The organism is Mesorhizobium sp. B1-1-8 (assembly GCF_006442795.2).
Classification (GTDB): domain Bacteria; phylum Pseudomonadota; class Alphaproteobacteria; order Rhizobiales; family Rhizobiaceae; genus Mesorhizobium.
Window position 1 is genome coordinate 2,552,055 of the sequence record NZ_CP083956.1, and the last position, 20,904, is coordinate 2,572,958.

Here is a 20,904-nt window from a genome sequence, read left to right on the forward strand (position 1 = left end):
GCCGTTTTCTATTCAACAAACACCTTCACACTTGCCGCGCGGCCGGCCGCGTCGATCACCGTCAGGGTTGAATAACCGGTGCCGTCGGGCTGCCAGGTGGCGGTGCGGCGGCGGTCGATGCCGGCGAGCGGCTTGCCGTTGGCGAGCCAGCGGAACGGCGCGCGGCCACCCTGCAGCTTCAGCACCAGCGGCGTGGCGTCGGCCGAATTGGTGCCGAGATCGACGCGAGCGCCGTCCGGCGGAAAGATGATGGTCGGCGCCGGCTCGGTCGGCGTCGCCTGCACTAGCCCGTCCGATCCGGCGCCGAAGCGGGCAAGCGTCAGCGGCAAGTCCTCGCGTTTGGGGTTGAAGACGCCCGGCGGGCGGCTTGGCAGCGGCACGCTGGCCAACCCCGAGCGGACGAAGCCTTCGAACAGGATGGGCGCGGCCGAGACATAGCCGGAGAGGCCCGGTACCGGCCCGGCATCGGCGCGGCCGACCCAGACACCCAGCACGTGGCGGCCGTCGAAGCCGACCGACCAGGCGTCGCGGTAGCCATAGGAGGTGCCGGTCTTGTAGGCGATGCCGCGCTGCATGGCGCCTTCCGGCGGCTTCACGCCGGACAGGATGTCGTCGATCTGCCAGGCCGCCTGGTCGTCGAGGATGGTGGCCGTGGTGCGCTCGGCATTGGCCGGCTCGGTGCCGTCATGCAGCGTGTGCGCCTTGCCGCCATTGGAAAGCCCGGTATAGAGCTGGACGAGGTCGCGCAGGGTCACACCGACGCCACCGAGGCCGATGGCCAGGCCCGGCGCCTCGTTGACCGGCAATATGGGATTGACGCCGGCCTGACGGAAGCGCGCCGTCAGCCTGGCCGGGCCGACGGCGTCGAGCACGCGGATGGCCGGCACGTTGAGCGACAGCTGCAGCGCCTGGCGGATCGAGACGTCGCCTTGGTAGCCCATGTCGAAATTCTTCGGCCGGTAGCCGCCGAAATCGGCGGGACTGTCCTCGATGATCATCTCCTGCGCCACCAGCCCCTGCTCGAAGGCGAGCCCGTAGATGAACGGCTTCAGCGTCGAACCCGGCGAGCGCACGATTTTGGTCATGTCGATCCAACCCGAGCGGCTGGCGTCGAAGAAATCGGCCGAGCCGACCTCGCCGAGGATGTCGCCTGTACGCGCATCGGCCATCACCATGGCGACCGAGAGCTTTGGCCCGAGCCTTGCGGCGGCGTTCTTGGCCACCTGCTCCAGGCCTTCCTGGACGCTTTTGCGGATGGTCAGCTGCAGTGGCTTGCCGGGCTCCGCCTTGGGCAGCATGGCATAGGAAGCGTGCGCGGCGAGCGCCGGCAGCTTGCGGCGCAAGCCGGAGACGTCGTCGAGCGCGGCGCGCGCGGCCTCGCGTTCGCCGAGCAGGCCAGCCGATACCATGCGGTTGAGCACGCGGTCGCGGGCGGCATGGGCGATGCCGAGGTTGCGGTCGGGCCGGCGCTTTTCCGGCAATTGCGGCAAGGCGACGAGGAGGGCGGCTTCCGAGACCGTCAGCCGCTTCGGCTCCTTGCCGAAATAGGCAAGCGAAGCGGCGCGAACGCCTTCGAGATTGCCGCCATAGGGCGCCAGCGTCAGATAGCGTTCGAGGATCTCGCGCTTGGTCAGCCGCCGCTCAATCTGGATGGCGCGCAGCATCTGCTTGAGCTTGGAGCCAAGGCTGCGGCTGTCGCGCGGCTCGATCAGCCGGGCAAGCTGCATCGACAGCGTCGAGCCGCCGGAGACGATATGGCCGCTGGTGGCCAACTGACCGGCGGCGCGCGCCAAAGCCAGGATGTCGACGCCACGGTGATCCCAAAAACGCTTGTCCTCATAGGCGACGAGCATGTCGACAAACTGCTTGTCGACCTGGTCGAGCCGGGTTTCGAGCCGCCAGTAGCCGTCCGGCGTGGCGAAGGCGCGCAACAGCTGGCCGTCACGGTCTTGCACCTCGGTCGAGACGGTCAGCGTTGCCGGCAGCGGCGGCGGGAAGGCGCGGTCGAGTTGCCAGAGGGTGGCGACGGAGAGGGCAAGAAAGCCGGCGAGGCAAACGCCTGTGATGGCGGTTCGCCGGAGGATTTTTCTGGAGAGCATGGCGCTGCCCCTCATCCGCCTGCCGGCACCTTCTCCCCGTATAGGGACGGGGAGAAGGAGGCTGTTGGCAACGCTGACGACCTTCGCATCTTACGGCGCCTTGATCTCCATCACGCCGCTGGCGGTGCGGGCCGAATATGCCGGACGGTACATGTCCTCCACCGTCGCCGGCGGATGCGCATAGGTGCCGGGCGTCACCGCGCGGACCACGTAAGCCAGCATGATGTTGCGGTTGCTGTCGCCCTCGTTCGGATTGAAGGCGGCGACGAAACGGTCGTCACGAAACTCGAGATGCGCGGCGTCGGTCTGCGCCAGCCAGGAGAAGTTTGACAATTGCGCGCTGGAAACGAGGCCCGGATTGTCGATCTCGAAACCGGCCGGCAACAGGTCGGTGATCAGCAGGCGCGACGGCCACTTGTTCTGCTCGTAGATCTTGAGCACGACGACATAGCGTTCGTTCTGCTTGACCTCGGTGACGTTGGCTTCGGTGCCGTCGAGCCTGTAGTAAGTGCGATCGATGGTGAAGCCGTCGCCGCCTGCCGGCAGCGGCTCGACCGGCGACGCCACCGTGGTGACGACCGCCTGCAGCGGCGTCGTGCCGGTGTTGGCGATAGTGAGCGGGCTATCGACGAGGTTGCTGCCGGCGACCTGGTCGGAGTAACCGCCCGAATGCGGCGCGCCGTTGACGGAAAGCGTGATGGAATCATTGCCTTCCTTCAGCGCCCGCGCCGCCAGCAGCATCCAGGATTCGTCCTGGGTGCTTGTCCAGCGGGCATCGGCGCGCTCGCGGCCCACCAGCTTGATCAACTGCGGCATGATGCTTGGCACCGGCTTCGATTCCGCCGCCAGCGCCAGCATCGCCGCGCCGTCGCGGAGTGGCGAGCCGTAGTCGGAGCGGTAATAGTCGTATTCGGTGCTCGACTGCGCCAGCCGCAACGCCGTCTGGAAGGTGGCTTCCGAGCGCTGCGTGTCGCCATAGAGCGCCAGGCTTGCCGCCAATTGGGCGACCGCCATCGGGCTGGAGAAGGCTTCGAGCCGCGTGTCGGCGTAGTAGCGCAGGTCGCCGATCGAGGCCTTCTTGTTGCGGGCGAGAACATAGAGCGCATAGGCGATCTCGCTGCCGCGATCCTGGACATCCTGGTCGTAGCCGAGCGAGTTCTGCAGATTGTTCAGCGCCTGGTTCATCGCCAGCGCCGGCACGTCATATTTCTGCTCGCGCGCCCTGGTCAGGAACTCGGTGACATAGGCGTCGAGCCAGAGATCGCCGGAGCCTGGACCCCAGAGGCCGAAGCTGCCGCTCGCCGCCTGGTAGGACAGGACCTTATAAATCGCGTCCTGGACGCGTTGATGCAGGTCGGGGTCGCTCTCCATGCCGATGCTCTTGGCCATGTCGTTGACATAGAGCAGCGGCATGGCGCGGCTGGTGGTCTGCTCGGCGCAGCCATAGGGGTAGCGGTCGAGCGTCATCAACAGCGAGGGCACGTCTAGCGCGGACGACTGCGAAACGCCGACACTGACGGACGCGCCGTCGAGCACGCTTGCGGCAAGCAGCTCCTTATCGACGCGCAGCGAGCCGCCATGCGGCTTCAGGTCGACCACCATGCGGTTGGTGACCGGAAGCTGCGCCGGACGCACCGGCATATAGAGCGTCTGCTCGACAGTGGTGCCATCGGCGTGGGCCAGCTTGACGGTGATCGAGGCATCGCCGGCGGTGTGTGCAATCAGCGGGAAGGAGAGCGTCTGCCGCTTGCCCTGGGCGAGCGTCAGCGTCTGCGGCAAAGGCTTGTCGCCGGTCGAGAGGTCGCCGGTGGTGGTGACCGAGAGCTTGTAGTCGCCGGCCGGGCCGTCGGTGTCAGCGATGTCGAGGCGCATAGTGGCGGCATCGTTCGGCGCCAGGAAGCGCGGCAGGCCGGCGGTGATCACCACCGGATCGCGCACGATGACGTCGGTCTGGGCGTGGCCGACGGCTTCCTTGGTCCAGGCCACCGCCATGACGCGCACGGTGCCGTTGAACTGCGGAATGTCGAAGTCGATGCGCGCCTTGCCGTTGGCGTCGAGCTCCACCGGGCCGGAGAAGAAGGCGACCAGCTTTTCGGTCGGCGGGCTGCCTTGCGACTGCATGTTGGCGCCGTCGCCGCCGGTCCGCAATTTGCCGGCGGTGCCGAGCGAGCCGTCGATCAGGCGGCCGTAAATGTCGCGGATCTCGAGCCCGAGCATGCGCTGGCCGAAGAACCAGTCCTCGGGATCCGGCGCCTTGTAGTTGGTGAGGTTCAGGATGCCGACATCGACCGCCGCAACCATGACATAGGCGTTGCTGCCGGCCTGAGCGCCGGCGACCGAGACCGGGATCGACAGCTGCTGGCGCGGCACGGTCTTTTCTGGCGGCGTCAAAGCAACAGTCAGCTTCTTCGAGCCGGGATCGACCTTCAGCCATTCGATGCCGATGGCGCGTGCCGGCATGCGCGTTTCCTGCGCGTCGCCCGGCCTGAACAAAGTCGCCGTGACATAGGCGCCGGCGCCCCAGTCGTCGCCGACCGGGATGTCGACGGTGCTGCCGCCGGCCGGCACGGTTGCCGTGACGGTCTTCAGCAATTTGTCGGCGCCGATGGTGACCAGCAGTTCGCCGGCAAAGTGCGGCGAGATTTTCAGCCTGGCGACCTCGCCGGCGGCGTAACTATCCTTGTCCAGCGCGATCTCCAGGGCGTCCGGGGTTTCGGTGGTGGTGGAGGAGACATACCAGCCGGCGTCGAACTCATAGCTGGTAGCCGGCCCGTCCGGATCCGCCGTCTCGACTTCGAGCCGGTAACGGCCCCAGTCGACGGGGAGCGACACGGTCGCCTCGCCGTCGGCCTTCAGGTTGATCTGGCCGTTGGCGACGGCCTTGGTAAGGTTGACCGCTTCGTAGTTCCAGGAATTGTTGGAGCGGTACCATTGGTAATTGCGCTCGACCTTGACCAGCGACCACTGGGCGCCCTTCAATTCCTCGCGCTTGCCGTTGGGGTCCACCGCGATGATGCTGAATTTTGCGGTTCCGCCTTGCGGCACCTCGCCGTCTTCGAAATCCGGACGGATGCCGATCATGTCCTTTTCGGGGTGGACGGCGATATCGAGCGAGCGCTCGACGGCGCGGCCGCCGGTTTCACGCATCCGCACCGTGACCTTGGCGTTGACCAGCTTGGTGGTCGAGGGCAACTTGTCGATCGAGACCGGGAAGGTCGCCTTGCCGTTATCGCCGACCACGGGCAGATTGGTGAACGGTGTCACCGTCGGTTCGGCAGACTGTTCGTCGGCAAGGCCGAAGGTGAAGTCCTTGAACCGGTCCCAGGTGCTGGTGGTCGACAGTGTCATCTCGCCTTCGAGCGCCAGGCCCGCGGCCGGCGCGCCATAGAGGAATCGGCCGTCGACATTGACATTGGCGGTCTCGCCCTGGGCGATCTCCTTCTTGTCGGCGGTCAGGTCGAACTCGATGCGATCCGGCACGAAGTCCTCGACCAGGAACATCTGGCTGGCCACCGCCGCCTGCTTGGGATCGGTGTAGATCGATACCGTCCAGGTGCCGCGCATGGCGTTGGGCTCGAGCGGCAGGTCCACCGCGTGGCCGCCGGCGGAGGCGCCGTCGCTGACGATGCGGCGGTTCTCGACGCCGTCGGGACGCGTGAAGATGAAGGTCAGCGGCAGGTTCTCGACCGCTTTGGCGGCGCCGTCGCGAGCGAGCGCCGCGACATGCACGTCCTCGCCGGCGCGGTAGATGCCGCGCTCGGTCCAGGCATAGACGTCGAGCGCGCCGGGTGCCGCGCGTCCCTCGACACCGCGATCCGAGAGGTCGAAGCCGGCACGGCCCATGTCGAGGAAGACGAAGTCGTTATCGCTCTGCTTGGCCATCAGCACGGCCGGCACCATGCCGCCTTCGCCGCGCGTCAGGCCGGGATTGAAGACGGCGTGGCCTGCGGCATCGGTCGTCGCGGTACCGAGGATTTCATTGTTCTTGGCAAGCAGCGTGACTTCGGCGCCGCCGATCGGCTTGGCGCTGCCGAGCGAGCGGGCAAAGACATTGAGCCCGTCCTGGCCGGTATAGGTGGAGAGGCCGATATCGGAGACGACGAACCATTGGGTGGCCAGCGAACCGTAGTCGTCTTCCTTGGCGTTAACGGCCTGCGCGGTCAGCACGTAGACGCCGGGCTTGCGCTGCGGGATCGCCTCATCGACCGGAAACGACGTGGTGACCTCCTTGTTGAGGTCGTTGGCGATATCGAGCGTGCCCTCCCAGACCGGGGATCCCATCTGGTCGGAAATGGTGGAAATATCATAGCTGTCGAGCTGATGCAGGAACTGGTAGCCGGACAGAAGCTGCGCCAGCGAACGGTCGCCGATGCGGTAGAGCTTCATCCTGGCGGCTGTCATGTTGACGGTGACGACCGGGATGCCGCGGCGGGCGCCGGACGGCAGCACGAAGCTGTCGCCGGTGAAGCGGGCCGACGGAGCGCGATCCTGGACATAGATCGACAGCACGACCGGAGCGGCGATCGTCTCGCCGACCGCGGCCGGCAGGCCGGCACGGAAGGTGACGTCATAGTGCTGGCCGTGTTCCAGCCCTTCGACGCAGATCTGCTTGTCCTTGGCCTCGACGCCCTTCGGGGGAGCGCTGTCGACGGTGACGAACTGCGAATAGTCGACGCCGGTCTTGACCAGTTCCTCGGAAAACTGCGCGCAGATGCGCGGCGAACTGGAATCGGCGTCGACCGAGTGGTCGACGACGCGGAAGCCTTTGCGCGCCTTGAGATCGGCATAGTCGGCCTGCACGGCCGGCGAACTGACCAGTGCGAGGCTCGCCTCATAGGCCTGCAGGGAGGGCCGGAAGAGGTCGCGCTTGTCGAGACCGGCGGCAAGCAGCGCCAGCGCCTCGGCGCGGGTCTTGGCGGTGCGCACGAGCTTATAGGCGTTGAAGGCGGCGGAGGTGACGTTTGCCGGCAAAGTCGAGGGTTCGGAGGTGTTGGCAGCCGGCTGCACGGCCAGAGTCTGGCGCGCCAGCGCCAGCCAGAGCGCGCCGTCGTCGGGCAGGACGGAAACGGCGGCCTGATACTTCTGCATGGCCAGGCGATGATCGCCGGTGAGCGCCGCCTGCTCGGCCGCCGCCTGGAGCGCGGCCAAGCCTTCGGTCGGCTTGTCGTAGGCCGGGTCGGTCAGCTTGTTGCGGAATTGCTGGGCCTGGTCGGCCATCCAGTTGGGAAAGAAGGCCAGCGCCGGCGGAGCACCGATATCGGGGTCGCCATCGACATTGGCGATCTTGCCGGCGACGGCGCCGCTGAAAGGTTTCAGCTGGTTATAGTCGGATTTGAGAAAACACCATTTGGCCTTGGTGTTGTAGGTGAAGGCGCGGCAGGCGGGGTCGCCGAGGCATGTGGTTTTGCACTGGTCGAGGCTGGCATTCTGTTCGGACCTGAGGTCGAAGCCGAAATAGTCGGAATTGTCCGTCGTCACGATGCGCCGGGCTTCGGCCGCAAGTGCCGCGCCGCCCAGGGCGAAAAAGAGAAGGACGAAAAAAGAAAGACCACGAGCCGCGCGCATTGCCACATCACCCTCCCAGACATTGCTTGCGTCCAGGCATGATCAAGCTTCGGTCAGGCTTGTCAACGCCAGGAGCGCCGCAGGTTTATCACCCGCGAACGGTTTCCGTGCCGGCCAAAGGCCGGTATTTCGACAGAACCTCTGTGAGAAGGATCACACTTTCTTGCGAAAATGCAAAAGGTGTGAATTCCAAGCCCGGTCTATTTCAGACAATTGGATTGTGGCCCCTTTACGAACGTTTCAGAACTTCATTCCAATTTTAGTTTTGTCGACTAGGTTACCTTAATGCCGGCGCATGAAACGCAGATGTCAGGAGGGTTCGCGCCAGGGCGCGGGCTTCCGCGCGCCCTGCTTTTTGCGCTTATTTGCATGACAATGCTCGCCGGCGAAGCGCGGCCGGCGGCAGCCTTCGAGATTTTCGGCATCAAGCTCTGGGGCTCGTCCAGCGACGAAGATGCCGACATTGTCGACCCGTTGCGCTATTCGGTGACCATCGACGCGCCGGACGCCGACAAGGATCTGGTCAAGCGGCTTGAAAACGCCTCGGCGCTCAAAAATGACGAGGAGCATCCGGTCTCGGGATCGCTCGGCCTGATGGCCAAGGCGCGCAGCGATCGCGAGCAGCTTGTCGCCGCTCTTTACGCCGACGCCCGCTATGAAGGCGTTGTCACCATCACCATCCAGGGCAAGTCGATTGACGAATTGCCGCCGGATGCCGAATTCAAGGGGCCGCAGCCCATTCCGGTGGTCGTCAGTATTGCCGCCGGACCGAAATTCACGCTCGGCAACATAAGGCTGAAAGGCGATGCCGCAGGACTGGCGAGCGCCGATTTCGGCCTGATCGCCGGCGGCGATGCCGGATCGGGCGCGGTGATCAAGGCCGAAGCCGCGATCGTGCGTGCGCTCAAGGAAGAGGGCAGGCCGCTCGCCAAGGTGACGGATCGCCAGATCGTCGCCGACCACGCCACCTCGACGCTCGACGTGACGCTGACGGTGGCGGCGGGCCCGGTCGCCGGCTACGGCGACACCACGGTCGAGGGCACGGAGAAGGTCGATCGCGACTTCACCGAATACATGACCGGGCTGAAGCGCGGCCAGCAATATTCGCCGCAAGAGATCGACGATGCGCGCGACCGCCTGCTCGGGCTCGAAGTCTTCAACAGCGTGACCGTCAAGGAAGGCGACAGACTCGACACTAACGGCAATATTCCGATCGACGTCCGGGTCAGCGAGCGCAAGCCGCGCTTTTTCGGCATGGGCGGGACGTTCTCAAACACGGAAGGCCTGGGACTCGAGGGCTATTGGGAACATCGAAACCTGTTCGGCCAGGCCGAGAAATTGCGCTTCGATGGCGCCATCAGCGGCATCGGCAGCAACAAGATCACCGAGCTCAACTACAACGCCGGCGTCATGTTCGAAAAGCCGGGCCTGCTCGGGCCGACATCGAAATTCTTCACCGGCGTCAAGACAGTCCTGGAGCACCCCGACGCCTATGACCATTTCTCGGTCAAGGGCGACGTGGGCGTCTCTTACGACCTCGACAAGAGGCAGCGGGTCTCGGCTGAATTCGATCTGGATTATTCACGCATCCACGACGCGTTCGGCAAGCACACCTACCTGATCGCCAGCGTGCCGCTGCAATATGTCTATGACAGCCGCGACAACAAGCTCAACCCGACCAGAGGGTTTCGGGCGCTTGCCTATGCCGAGCCGAGCTACGACATCCTGAACGGCGCGACTTTTCTGAAGCTGAAAGGCGAGGGTTACGCCTATCAGTCGCTCGATACGGCAAGCAGGTTCGTGCTCGCCGAGCGCGCGACGCTGGGTTCGATCGTCGGCACCGGCCTGCAAAACGTGCCGGCCGACCGGCGCTTTTATTCTGGCGGCGGCGGGTCGGTGCGCGGTTATGCCTATCAAGGCATCGGCCCGAAGGACATCAACGGCCAGCCGATCGGCGGCCTGTCCTTCTTCGAAACCTCGGCCGAGATGCGCATCGGCATCACCGATACGATCGGCATCGTGCCCTTCGTCGATGCCGGCACGGTTTCGACGAAGTCGTTCCCCGATTTCTCCAACGTCAAGGTCGGCGCCGGCGTCGGCCTGCGCTATATTACGCCGTTCGGGCCGCTGCGCATCGATGCCGCCGTGCCGCTCAACCGCAATCCGGGCGATCCGCATTTCGGCATCTATGCCGGCATCGGCCAGGCGTTCTGACGATGAAGATATTCTGGCGCATCCTCCGCATCTGCCTCTACACGCTGCTTCTGCTTGTGGTGGTGGCGCTCGGCGCGCTTTTCGTGCTGACCGGCACGGAAGGCGGCCGGCAGAACCTCGCCAGCCTGATTTCCACAATGGCCTCGAGCGAGGACCGCAAGGTCACGGTCGCTGGAATCGAGGGCATCTGGTCGGGCGCGCTCAGGCTCGACCATGTCGTGGTGGAAGACCGCGCCGGCCCATGGCTGGTGGCCCGCAAGGTGGCGCTCGACTGGTCGCCGACGGCGCTTTTGTCGTGGAACTTCGACGCCGACCGTATCGCGGCGGAGCGCATCGAGCTGGCGCGGCTTCCGCACGCGAGCCAGCAGCCGTCGCAAGGCGGGTCGACGGACCTGCCGGTGTCGATCGACGTCAGGCAGATCGACCTGCCGGAGATCGCGCTTGGCCAGCAACTGGCCGGCAGCGGCATTGCCGAGCTGGCTGCCGAGGGATCGCTCAAGGCCGATCCGTCGCCGCTGGCGGTCCAAACGGTGCTTAACGTCAGCCGGCATGACGGCAAGCAGGGCAATGTCGACGCCAAGATCCATTTCGCGCCGGCCGACAACAAGCTCGATCTCGACCTCAAGGCATCGGAGCCGGCGGGCGGCATCATCGCCAACCTGCTCAATCTGCCGGGCGCGCCGCCTGTGAACATCGTTGTCACGGGCACGGGACCGCTGGGCAATTGGAACGGCATCGGCACCTTCGTCGTCGACCGCCAGATCGTCACCCAGCTCACCGGCCGCCACCAGCTTACCGACAAGGGCCACCATATCGAGGCCAAGGGCGACGGCGAATTCGAGCGTTTCCTGCCGGAGAGGATCAAGTCGCTGTTTGCCGGCAAGACGAGCTTCGACGTCGCCGGCACGGCGACCCCGGCCGGTGGTGTCGACATTGAGCACGCCAACATCGAGAGCGACGCCCTGCATGGCACCGCCACCGGCAACGTCGATCCGAAAGGCGCCAGCGACCTTGCCGTCGAGCTTTCGGCCAAGGACAAGCCCGTCACCGTCGATGTCGGCACCAGCGCCGTGCCGATCCTGGTCGCGGTCTCGAAGGCGACCGCGCGAGCCTTTGGCGACGGCAAGGCGCCGACGGTCGATATCGGCACCGCGCTGGCCTCGGTCGCTGTCGGCGGCACGCAGCTCAACAATCTGACCGGGCAGATCCATTCCGACGGCTTCGATGTCGAAAACCGCAGCGGGCCGGTCAGCATCAAGCTAGCGGCCGCCGGACTGAAGACCGACGTGGCAACGCTGGCGCCGCTGGTGACGGGCAAGCTCGCCGCCGATCTCTCCGGCTCGATCAGCCGCGAGAGCGTGACCATCGACAAGGGCACGCTACGTAGCGACGCGCTCAATGCCGCGCTGACGGCCGGCGTATCGCTCGCCGACCTGTCGATGACGCTGAAGATGAACGCCGACGCCGTATCGAAAGCGCTGCCGCCGCAGATCAGCTCGCTGCTTGGCGAGCGGGTGAAATTCTCGGCCACCGCGACCCGCGATCCGCAAGGCGCCTTCGCCGCCAATTCGCTGGAACTCACCTCCGGCTCGCTCAGCGCCAGCGGCACGGCCAGCGCCCAGGGCTCCGACATCCAGGCCAACCTCAAGGGAACCTTGGGCGATGTCTCGTCGCTGTCGTCACTGGCCGGCACGCCGCTTGCCGGCGGGGTCGCTTTCGCGCTGACCGCCAGCGGCCCGCGCTGGGCGCCGGACTTTTCCGTCTCGGCCAATAGCGCCAGCCTGACGGCGGCGGGCCGCATGGTGAAAGACATCAAGCTCTCGGCAAAGGGCAAGGCCGACATTGCCAACCCATCCGCCGACGTTTCACTGACCGGCAGCGTCAACGAGCAGCCGCTCGATATCAGGGCATCGCTGGTTACCGCTGACGGCAAACGCTCGATCAAGGGGCTCAGCCTGTCGCTCGGCGACAGCAAGGTTTCGGGCGATCTGGCGCTCGACGACAAATTCCTGCCGCTTGGAACGCTGACGCTGGCCATGCCCGATATCGCGCCGCTTGCCGCACTTGGCGGACAGACCGCGACCGGCGACATCAACGGCACGATCGGCCTGGCCAAGGATGGCGAGGCACCGACCGTCACCGTCAATGCGACCAGCGGCTCGATCGCGCGCGGTGACGTGGCGGCGAAGGCGATCACCGTCAATGCGCTGATTGCCAACTACCTGAAAGCCCCGGGAATCTCAGGCACGATCAAGGCCGACAGCGTCACCTCCGGCAGCACCGTCGTCACCGGGATTGATATCGATCTCAAGCACGACGGCGACTGGACGAATTTTTCCGGCGGCGCGACGCTGGCAGGCATTCCGGCCACCGCCGCCGGCCGCTTCAAGATCGCGCAGCGTGTGACCAATGTCGAGATCGCTTCGGGTGAGGCCACCGTTCGCGGCATCAAGGCGGCGATCACCGAGCCATCGAGCCTGACAATCGCCAATGGCGTGACCAACATCGAGAAACTTGCGCTCGGTCTGGATGGCGGCGCTGTTGCTCTGTCCGGCAGCGCCGGCCAGGCACTCAACCTGACCGCGACTTTTGCCAATTTGCCGGCTGCGATGGCCAATGGTTTCTCGCCCGGCCTCGATGCTGTCGGTACGCTGAATGGCACGGCGCAGGTTACGGGTTCGTCGTCCAATCCCGATGTTCGCTTCAACGCACAACTGACCGGAGCCGAAACCAGCCAGACCCGGCAGGCTGGCCTTGGGCAGCTCAACCTCGATGCCGCCGGCAATGTCTCCATCGCGGCCGGCCTCGTCATCGACCAAGCGACGCTTTCGGGCGACAAGATCTCGGGCAAGGCGGCAGGCACCATCAACCCGAACGGCGCCACTGATTTTTCGCTCGACCTGGCCTCGAACGGACCGAGCGTGCCGCTCAAATTCGGCAGCGCCGCAAGCCCGATCGCGCTCGAATTGCAGACCTTATCGGCGAAGGCCGGGGGGCGGGGTGCGAAGCCCCGGCTCGACATCTCTGCGGTGCTGCCGTCCGCTGCGACCAATCATGTCAAGATGGCAGGCATGGCGCTGGCGCTGCATTCCGATGGTTTCGACATCGAGAACCGCACCGGCCCGGTTTCCGGAACCGTCGCGGCCGACCGGATCGATCTCGACAACCCGACCGTTGCACCGCTGGTAGCCGGCAAAGTCACCGCCAAGGTCGCCGGCAGCCTTGCCGGTGACGCCATCACGATCGACAGTGGGTCAGCCACCAGCGGCGCGGTCGACAGCGCCTTCAACGGCCGGATATCGCTTGCCGAAGGCGCCGTCGATTTCAATCTCAAGGCGGATGTGCTTTCGGCAGCACTGCCGGCTGCGGCGCGTGGCGTGCTGGCCGCGCGTACGCAATTCAGCGCCACGGCCAGGCGCGATGCTGCGGGCAATGTCAGCGTCGGGCCGGTCAACCTTGCTTCCGGCGCGTTGACCGCCGGCGGGCAGGCGAGCCTCATCGACAACAAGCTCAGCGCCGCCATCAAGGGCGCGCTGGCCGACATCTCGCTGCTGTCCAAGGATGCCAAGGGCGCCGTCGCCTTTTCGCTCGACGCGCACGGCGCCGCCACGGCGCCGGATCTCTCGGTGACGGTAAACAGCGACCGGCTTTCGGTGGCGGCGCGTGAGATCACCGGACTGAAACTGACCGCGACCGGCAGGGCCGATGCAGCCAACCCGGCGGCCAATGTGCAACTGACCGGCAATGTCGCTGGCCAGCCCCTGCAAGGCAGCGCGGCGCTCGCCACCACAAATGGCAAAAGCGCCGTCAACGGGCTGTTGCTGTCGCTGGGTCCGAACAAGATTTCCGGCGACCTCGCGCTCGACGAGGCGTTCGTGCCGTCAGGCACCCTCTCGCTCGATCTGCCCGACATCGGGCCGCTGGCGGCACTTGCGCTGGAACAGGCGGAAGGCGACGTGCGAGGCACGATCGCGTTCTCGACAGCAGCCAGCGGACCGATCGTCGCCGTCAAGGCCAGCACCCGAGCGATCAAGCGCGGTGACCTCTCGGCGAAGAACGTCGCCGTCGATGCGCAGATCGCCAATTATCTGGCGGCGCCCGTCATCTCCGGCACGGTCCACGCCGACAGCGTGACCTCCGGCGGCACCATCGTCACCGGCATCAGCGTCGACCTCAAGCGCGACGGCGACTGGACCGGCTTTTCCGGCGGCGCCACGGTGGCCGGCATTCCGGCCACAGCAACCGGTCGCGTCAAGATCGCCAACGGCACGACCAATGTCGAAATCGCCTCCGGCGAGGGGACGGTGCGGGGCATCAAGGCGGCGATCGCCGAGCCGTCAAGCCTATCGATTGCCAATGGCGTGGCCAGCATCGAAAAGCTGGCGCTCAATCTCGGCGGGGGTTCGGCCACGGTCACCGGAACGGCCGGCCAGGCCCTTGATCTAACGGCCAATCTCGCCGATCTGCCGGCAGCACTTGCCAACGGTTTCGTGTCAAGCCTCGACGCCGCCGGTTTGCTGACCGGCACGGCGCACGTCACGGGTGCCTCCGCCAGCCCCGACATCCAGTTCAATGCCCAACTCACAGGAGCTGAAAGCAATCAGACCCGGCAGGCCGGGCTGGGGCCGCTCAACCTCGACGCCGCGGGCAGCTACAGCCTGAAGGGCGGCGTAGCCCTGGACCACGCAACGCTTTCGGGTAACAAGATTTCCGGCAAGGCCGGCGGCACCATCAATCCAAACGGCGCCAGCGACTTTTCCCTCGATCTCGCGTCATCCGGGCCAAGCCTGCCGTTGACGGTCGGCAGCGCCAAGAGCCCGGTCAGGATCGAGGTCCAGTCATTGTCGGCCAAGATCGCGGGCCAAAGCACGCAGGCTCGCCTGGATGTGTCGGCTGTTCTGCCGTCCGTTGCCGCCAGCCAGGCGAAGATGGGCGGTCTTGCCGTGGCGCTGCACTCGGATGGGTTCGATCTCAAGGCGCGGGCGGGTCCGGTTTCCGGCACCGTGTCTGTGGACAGGATCAGTCTCGACAATCCCATGATCGCGCCGCTGATTGCCGGCAGGGTAACGGCCGAGGTCAACGGCCGCCTGACGACGGATTCCGTCGCCGTCGACAGCGGCTCGCTCAAGAGCGATGCGCTCAACAGCCAGGTCGCTGGCCGGATGTCGCTCGGCGACGGCGCCGTCGATCTCAATCTGAAAGCCGACGTTGCGTCTTCCGCCTTGCCGGCGGCGGTGCGCGGCATGTTTGGCGACACCGCGCAGTTGAGCGCTGCGCTGAAGCGTGATGCCGGCGGCAATATCAATATCGACGGCCTGAAGCTGATCTCGGGCGCGTTGAGCGCCGACGGGCGGGCGAGCCTTGTCGACAGTAAGGTTGCCGCCGACATCAGGGGTGCGTTGAGCGACGTTTCGCAGCTGTCGAAAGACGCCAAGGGCGCCATCGCCTTTGCCATGAATGCGCAGGGCCCGATCATGGGGCCGGATCTGTCGTTGACGGTGAACAGCGACCGGCTTTCGGTGGCGGCGCGCGACATCACCGGGCTGAGGCTGATCGCGACCGGCAAGGCCGATGCCGCCAATCCGGCGGCCAATGTGCAGCTTACCGGCAATGTCGCCGGGCAACCCCTGCAAGGCAGCGCGGTGCTGGCGACCACCAATGGCAACCGCGCCGTCAACGGGCTGCTGCTGTCGCTGGGCTCGAGCAAGATTTCCGGCGACCTCGCGCTCGACGAAGCTTTCGTGCCGGCCGGCACCGTCTCGCTCGATCTGCCCGACATCGGCCCACTGGCCGCCCTTGCGTTGGAAAAAGCCGAAGGTGACGTGCGCGGCACGATCGTCTTCACCAAGACGGCAAATGGGCCCCCCAACGTAGTCGTGAAGGCCAGCACGGCGGCGATCAAGCGCGGCGATCTTTCGGCGAAGAATGTCGCCGTCGACGCGCAAGTCGCCAATTACATGGCTGCCCCTGTCATCGCCGGCACCGTTCGTGCCGAGAGCGTCATTTCGGGCGGCACTGCCGTCACCGGCGTCGACGTCGACCTCAAGCGCGATGGCGACTGGACCGGCTTTTCCGGCGGCGCCACCGTCAAGAACATTCCGGCAAAGGCCACCGGGCGGGTGAAAGTGGCGAACGGCACGACAACCATTGAGCTCGCTTCCGGCCAGGCGACGGTGCAAGGCATCAAGGCGGCGATCGCGCAACCCTCGACGGTGACTATCGCCAACGGCGCGACGACGCTGGACAGGCTGGTGCTCAACCTCGGCGGCGGCACGGCGACGGTGACCGGCAAGGTCGGGCAGGCGCTCGATGTCAACGCCAATCTCGCCAGGGTGCCCATCTCGCTCGCCAACAGTTTCTCGCCCGGCCTCGATGCAGCCGGCTCGATCTCCGGAACGGTGAAAGTGACGGGCGCGCCGGCCGGCCCGTCCGTTGCCTTCAACGTCAATGGGTCCGGTGTGCAGACATCGCAGACCCGCGGCGCCGGGCTTGGCGCGATAAACGTGACTTCGTCGGGAAATTTTGCCGGCAACAAGCTTGCCTTCGACGCCAATCTCAGCGACGCGGCCGGACTTGGCCTGAAGGGCGGCGGCACGGTGACGACGGCAGGGACACCGACGCTGGCGCTCGACTTCAAGGGCAAGGTGCCGTTTTCCTTCCTTGCCGCCAAGCTTGCCGCGCAAGGCCTGGCGCTTAACGGCACCGCCAATGTCGACGTGCAGGTGCGCGGCCCGGCATCCGCGCCGGTGATCAGCGGCAAAGTCACCACGTCGGGTGCGCGCTTTATCGACGCGCGCTCCGGCCTTGCGGTCAACGACATCGCCGCCGACGTCTCGATCGGCGGCGGCGTTGCCAGGCTCAATAGCCTGACCGGCACGCTGTCAACGCGCGGCAGCGTGTCGGCCAGCGGCACGGTCGGCATCACGCCGGCGCAAGGTTTTCCGGCCAATCTGTCGGTCAAGCTCACCGATGGCCGCTACATCGACGGCCGGGTGGTGACCGCCAATCTCGGCGGTGATCTGACCATCAAAGGGCCGCTCGTCTCGGCGCCGGTTATCGCGGGCACCATCAATCTGGCGAAGACGGTCATCACGGTGCCGGAAAAGCTGCCGGGATCGCTGTCGGCGCTCGACGTCAAGCACAAGAATGCGCCGCGTGCGGTGCGCGCGCAGGACAAGGCGCTGCGTCCGGCCTCGTCCAGCGCCAACAGCAATAAAGGCGGTGGTCTCGCCCTTGACGTCACCGTCAATGCGCCGAACCAGATTTTTATCCAGGGCAGGGGCCTGGATGCCGAACTCGGTGGCTCGCTCCGGCTGACCGGGCCGGCATCGTCGCCGCAGGCGGTCGGCACCTTCACCCTGCAGCGCGGACGGCTGACGATCCTCGCCAAGCGGCTGACTTTCACCGATGGCACGGTCGGCTTCTCGGGCTCGCTGGTGCCTTACCTCAACCTCACTGCGACCACGACGACCAGCAGCGCCACCGTCACCATCGTCGTATCGGGCGAGGCGACCAATCCGAAGTTCACCTTCTCCTCGGTGCCGGCGCTGCCCGAGGATGAGGTGCTGGCGCAGCTGATCTTCGGCCGCTCGATGTCGAACCTGTCGCCGCTGCAGATCGCGCAGCTGGCCGATGCGGCCGCGCAGCTGGCCGGGGCCGGCGGCACGACCTCGCTGCTCGACAATCTGCGCAGCGCCATCGGCATCGACGATCTCGACGTGACGACGGACGAGAAAGGCGGCACCGCGGTGTCGGCCGGCAAATATCTCAACGACCGCACCTATGTGACGATCCAGAAGGGCGACAAGCCGGGCTCGGGCAAGGCGACGATCGACCTCGATGTCGGGCGCGGCGTCAAGCTGCGCGGCGAGGCGAACGACGCCGGCGAAGCCAAGGGCGGCATCTTCTACGAGCGCGAATATTGACGTTCCCGGCTTGCGCCGCGGACGATGCGCCTGGCCTTATCCGTCTAAAATGTCTTGATTTAATTGCCCGGGCGATTTTTCAGAAATCTGCGGCGCAATAGCAATTTTGCGTCATGACTGTCGCTATCGCGCGAACCGGCTTGCATCTTAAGTTGCACATTCCCTAACCTGTTCCCAATTCACACCGTTTTTTGACATCACGGTTTGGATGCGGAATGTTAAAAGGCAGAAAGCCAACCAATGGGAGATAGTCATGGCAATCTACAAAAGTAACGGTGACCGCGTTCCGGACCACATTCTGGCGATGGCCGAAGAGGCCAAGTCAGGCGAGGTGGACCGCCGCGAATTCCTGGCGCTCGCCAGTATCTTCGGCGCTTCGACCGCCATGGCATACGGCATGCTCGGCCTCGCCGCTCCGACCCCGGCCAGGGCCGAAGACGTGCAGGGCAAGAAGGGTGGCGTGATCAAGGTCGCCATGTCCATCAAGGACCCCAAGGATCCGCGGACGGCCGACTGGTCGGAGATTGCCAATGCCGAGCGCCAGGCGCTCGAGCCGATGGTGAAATACACCAAAGAATACACATTCGCCCCATATCTGATCGAAAGCTGGGACATCAACGACGACGCCACCGAGTACACGCTGCATGTGCGGCCGGGCGTCGAATGGAACAACGGCGACAAGTTCACCGCCGACGACATCGTCTACAATTTCACCCGCTGGGCCGACAAGGGCGCGGAAGGCAACTCGATGCCGGGCCGTCTCGGCAGCCTCGTCGACGACAAGACCAAGAAGCTGCGCGAAGGCTCCGTGGTCAAGGTCGACGACATGACGGTCAAGCTCAAGCTGAGCAAGCCCGACATCGCCATTATCCCGAACCTGTGCGACTATCCGGCGCTGGTCGTGCACAAGACGTTCGACGAGAAGGGCGCCAACTTCAAGGCCTGCCCGATCGGCACCGGCCCGTTCGAGCTCGTCTCCTACGACGTCGGCCAGAAGGTGGTCTACAAGCGCCGCACGACCGGCAAGTGGTGGCAGGGCGAGGCTTTCCTCGACGGCGTCGAGTTCATCGATTACGGCACCGATCCGGCTGCGACGGTTTCGGCCTTCGAGTCCGGTGAAGTCCAGACCAACCACGAAACGACCGCCGACTACACCAAGATCATCGCCGACGTCGGCGCTCCGGTTTCGGAAGTCGTGACGGCAGCCACTGTGGTGTCGCGTTTCAACGTCACCCACAAGCCTTATGATGACCAGAAGGTCCGTCAGGCGATGTTGCTTGCCGTCGACAATGCCACCGTGCTGCAGCTCGGCTACGGCAATGCCGGCACGCCGGCCGAAAACCACCATGTCGCGCCGATCCATCCGGAATATGTCAAGCTGCCGGAGATCAAGCGCGACATCGCCAAGGCCAAGCAGATGCTGACGGAAGCCGGCGCGATCGATTTTGAGCACGAGCTGATCAGCAACGACGAGGACTACCACAAGAACACCACCGACGCGATCGCGGCGCAGCTGCGCGAGGCCGGCATCAAGGTGAAGCGCACCGTGCTGCCGAGCTCGACCTTCTGGAACGACTGGACGAAGTACCCGTTCTCGGAAACCAACTGGAACATGCGCCCGCTGGGTATCCAGGTCATCGCCATCGCCTACCGCTCCGGCGAAGCCTGGAACGAGACGGCCTACGCCAATCCGGAATTCGACAAGAAGGTCAATGAGGCCCTCGGCATCGCCGATGCCGAGAAGCGCAAGGTGGTGATGAAGGACATCGAGACGATGCTGCAGGAATCCGGCATCATCATCCAGCCCTACTGGCGCAAGCTCTATATCAACATCAAGCCCGAGGTGAAGAACCACTCGATGCACCCCACCTACGAGCACGACTTCGGCAAGGTCTGGCTCGACCAGGCGTGATTCATTGCTCGACGGATACGAGGGGCGCAGCCTCTCGTATCCGCAGCATCGCCGCCGTTGCATGTCGTGCGGCGGCGGCGTGACGTCACAAGGTTTTCGACACAAGGGTTGACCGTATCTGACCCCAACCCGGCCGGCAGGGGGTGCAAATGTTCTCATTCATCGCCAGACGCATCGGCACCATTTTGCTCACGATGCTGTGCCTGACGCTGGTCGTTTTTTTCCTCGTCAATCTCGAGCCCAATCTGAAGAAGCTCGCGATCAGCCAGACCGAAATGCACACCTCGGCCGAGCAGCTTGAAAGCTGGCTGGTGAACCATGGCTACCGGCAGAACTTCTTCGCGCGCTACGGCCAATGGCTGGGTGTCCTGCCCAAGCAGCCGATCACCGATCCGGCGACCGGAAAGACGACGCAGCGCTTCACGTTCTGCAACGACCCGCTGGAGCCGAAATTCTCCGGCGTCCTCGAAGGCGATTTCGGCTGCTCGACCAAGTTCAAGACGACGGTTGCCGCCAAGCTGTTCCCGGCGCTCGGCGCCACCGGCATCCTGATGCTTTGCGTGCTGGCGGTGATGGTGCCGATCTCGCTGCTTATCGGCATTCTCGCCGGCATGCGCGAGGGCTCGCGCACCGACCGCACGCTGTCGGTCGCCTCGATCGCCTCGACGGCGACGCCTGAATATGTGTCGGGCGTCATCTTCACCGTCATCTTCGCCTCCTGGCTCGGCTGGCTGAACGGTTCGGCCGCTTCCGCCAGCCAGGGCATCACCTTCTATAATTTCACCCTGCCGGTGATCACGCTGGCGATTTACGGCATCGGCTATATCGCCCGCATGACGCGCGCCTCGATGGTCGAGGTGATGACACAGCAATATATCCGCACCGCCCGCCTCAAGGGCCTCTCCTTCAGCAACGTGGTCGTCAAGCATGCGCTGCGCAACGCGCTGATCGCGCCGTTCACCGTCATCATGCTGCAGTTCCCGTGGCTGCTCACCGGCGTCGTCATCGTCGAGGTGATGTTCCGGTACCAGGGGTTCGGCTACACGCTGGTCGAGGCCGCCGGCAACAACGACATCGACCTTCTGCTCGGCTGCTCGCTGGTCTCGGTGTTCATCGTGCTGATCACGCAGCTCATCTCCGATGTCGGCTATGCGTTTCTCAATCCGCGCATCAGGGTTCAGTAGGGGGA

The 20,904-nt window shown here is 65.1% G+C and carries 6 protein-coding genes; 4 read left to right on the forward strand and 2 right to left on the reverse strand.

Annotated features, from left to right (window positions below; genetic code table 11):
• Positions 1-8: 8 nt before the first annotated feature.
• The gene (gene pbpC, locus FJ974_RS12485; RefSeq protein ID WP_140535225.1) at positions 9-2,099 is read right to left on the reverse strand and encodes a penicillin-binding protein 1C; all 2,091 of its coding nucleotides are present in this window, start codon (positions 2,097-2,099) and stop codon (positions 9-11) included.
• A gap of 90 nt (positions 2,100-2,189) precedes the next feature.
• Positions 2,190-7,670: an alpha-2-macroglobulin family protein gene (locus FJ974_RS12490; RefSeq protein WP_140535228.1), complete on the reverse strand. Its 5,481-nt coding sequence runs from the start codon at positions 7,668-7,670 to the stop codon at positions 2,190-2,192.
• A 279-nt stretch (positions 7,671-7,949) separates the two neighbouring features.
• Between FJ974_RS12490 and FJ974_RS12495 the strand changes: the two genes are divergently transcribed.
• From FJ974_RS12495 to FJ974_RS12510, 4 genes are all read left to right on the forward strand, one after another.
• Complete coding sequence (locus FJ974_RS12495) at positions 7,950-9,878, forward strand: autotransporter assembly complex protein TamA (RefSeq protein WP_140535231.1); 1,929 nt, start codon at positions 7,950-7,952, stop codon at positions 9,876-9,878.
• A gap of 2 nt (positions 9,879-9,880) precedes the next feature.
• Positions 9,881-17,803, forward strand: a complete 7,923-nt coding sequence (locus FJ974_RS12500; RefSeq protein ID WP_226891585.1) for a translocation/assembly module TamB domain-containing protein — start codon at positions 9,881-9,883, stop codon at positions 17,801-17,803.
• 253 nt (positions 17,804-18,056) lie between these two features.
• On the forward strand, positions 18,057-19,715 hold the full coding sequence (locus tag FJ974_RS12505; protein ID WP_140535234.1) for an ABC transporter substrate-binding protein: 1,659 nt from the start codon (positions 18,057-18,059) through the stop codon (positions 19,713-19,715).
• Positions 19,716-19,864: 149 nt separating this feature from the next.
• The gene (locus tag FJ974_RS12510; RefSeq protein ID WP_140535237.1) at positions 19,865-20,899 is read left to right on the forward strand and encodes an ABC transporter permease; all 1,035 of its coding nucleotides are present in this window, start codon (positions 19,865-19,867) and stop codon (positions 20,897-20,899) included.
• The last annotated feature ends 5 nt before the right edge of the window (positions 20,900-20,904 follow it).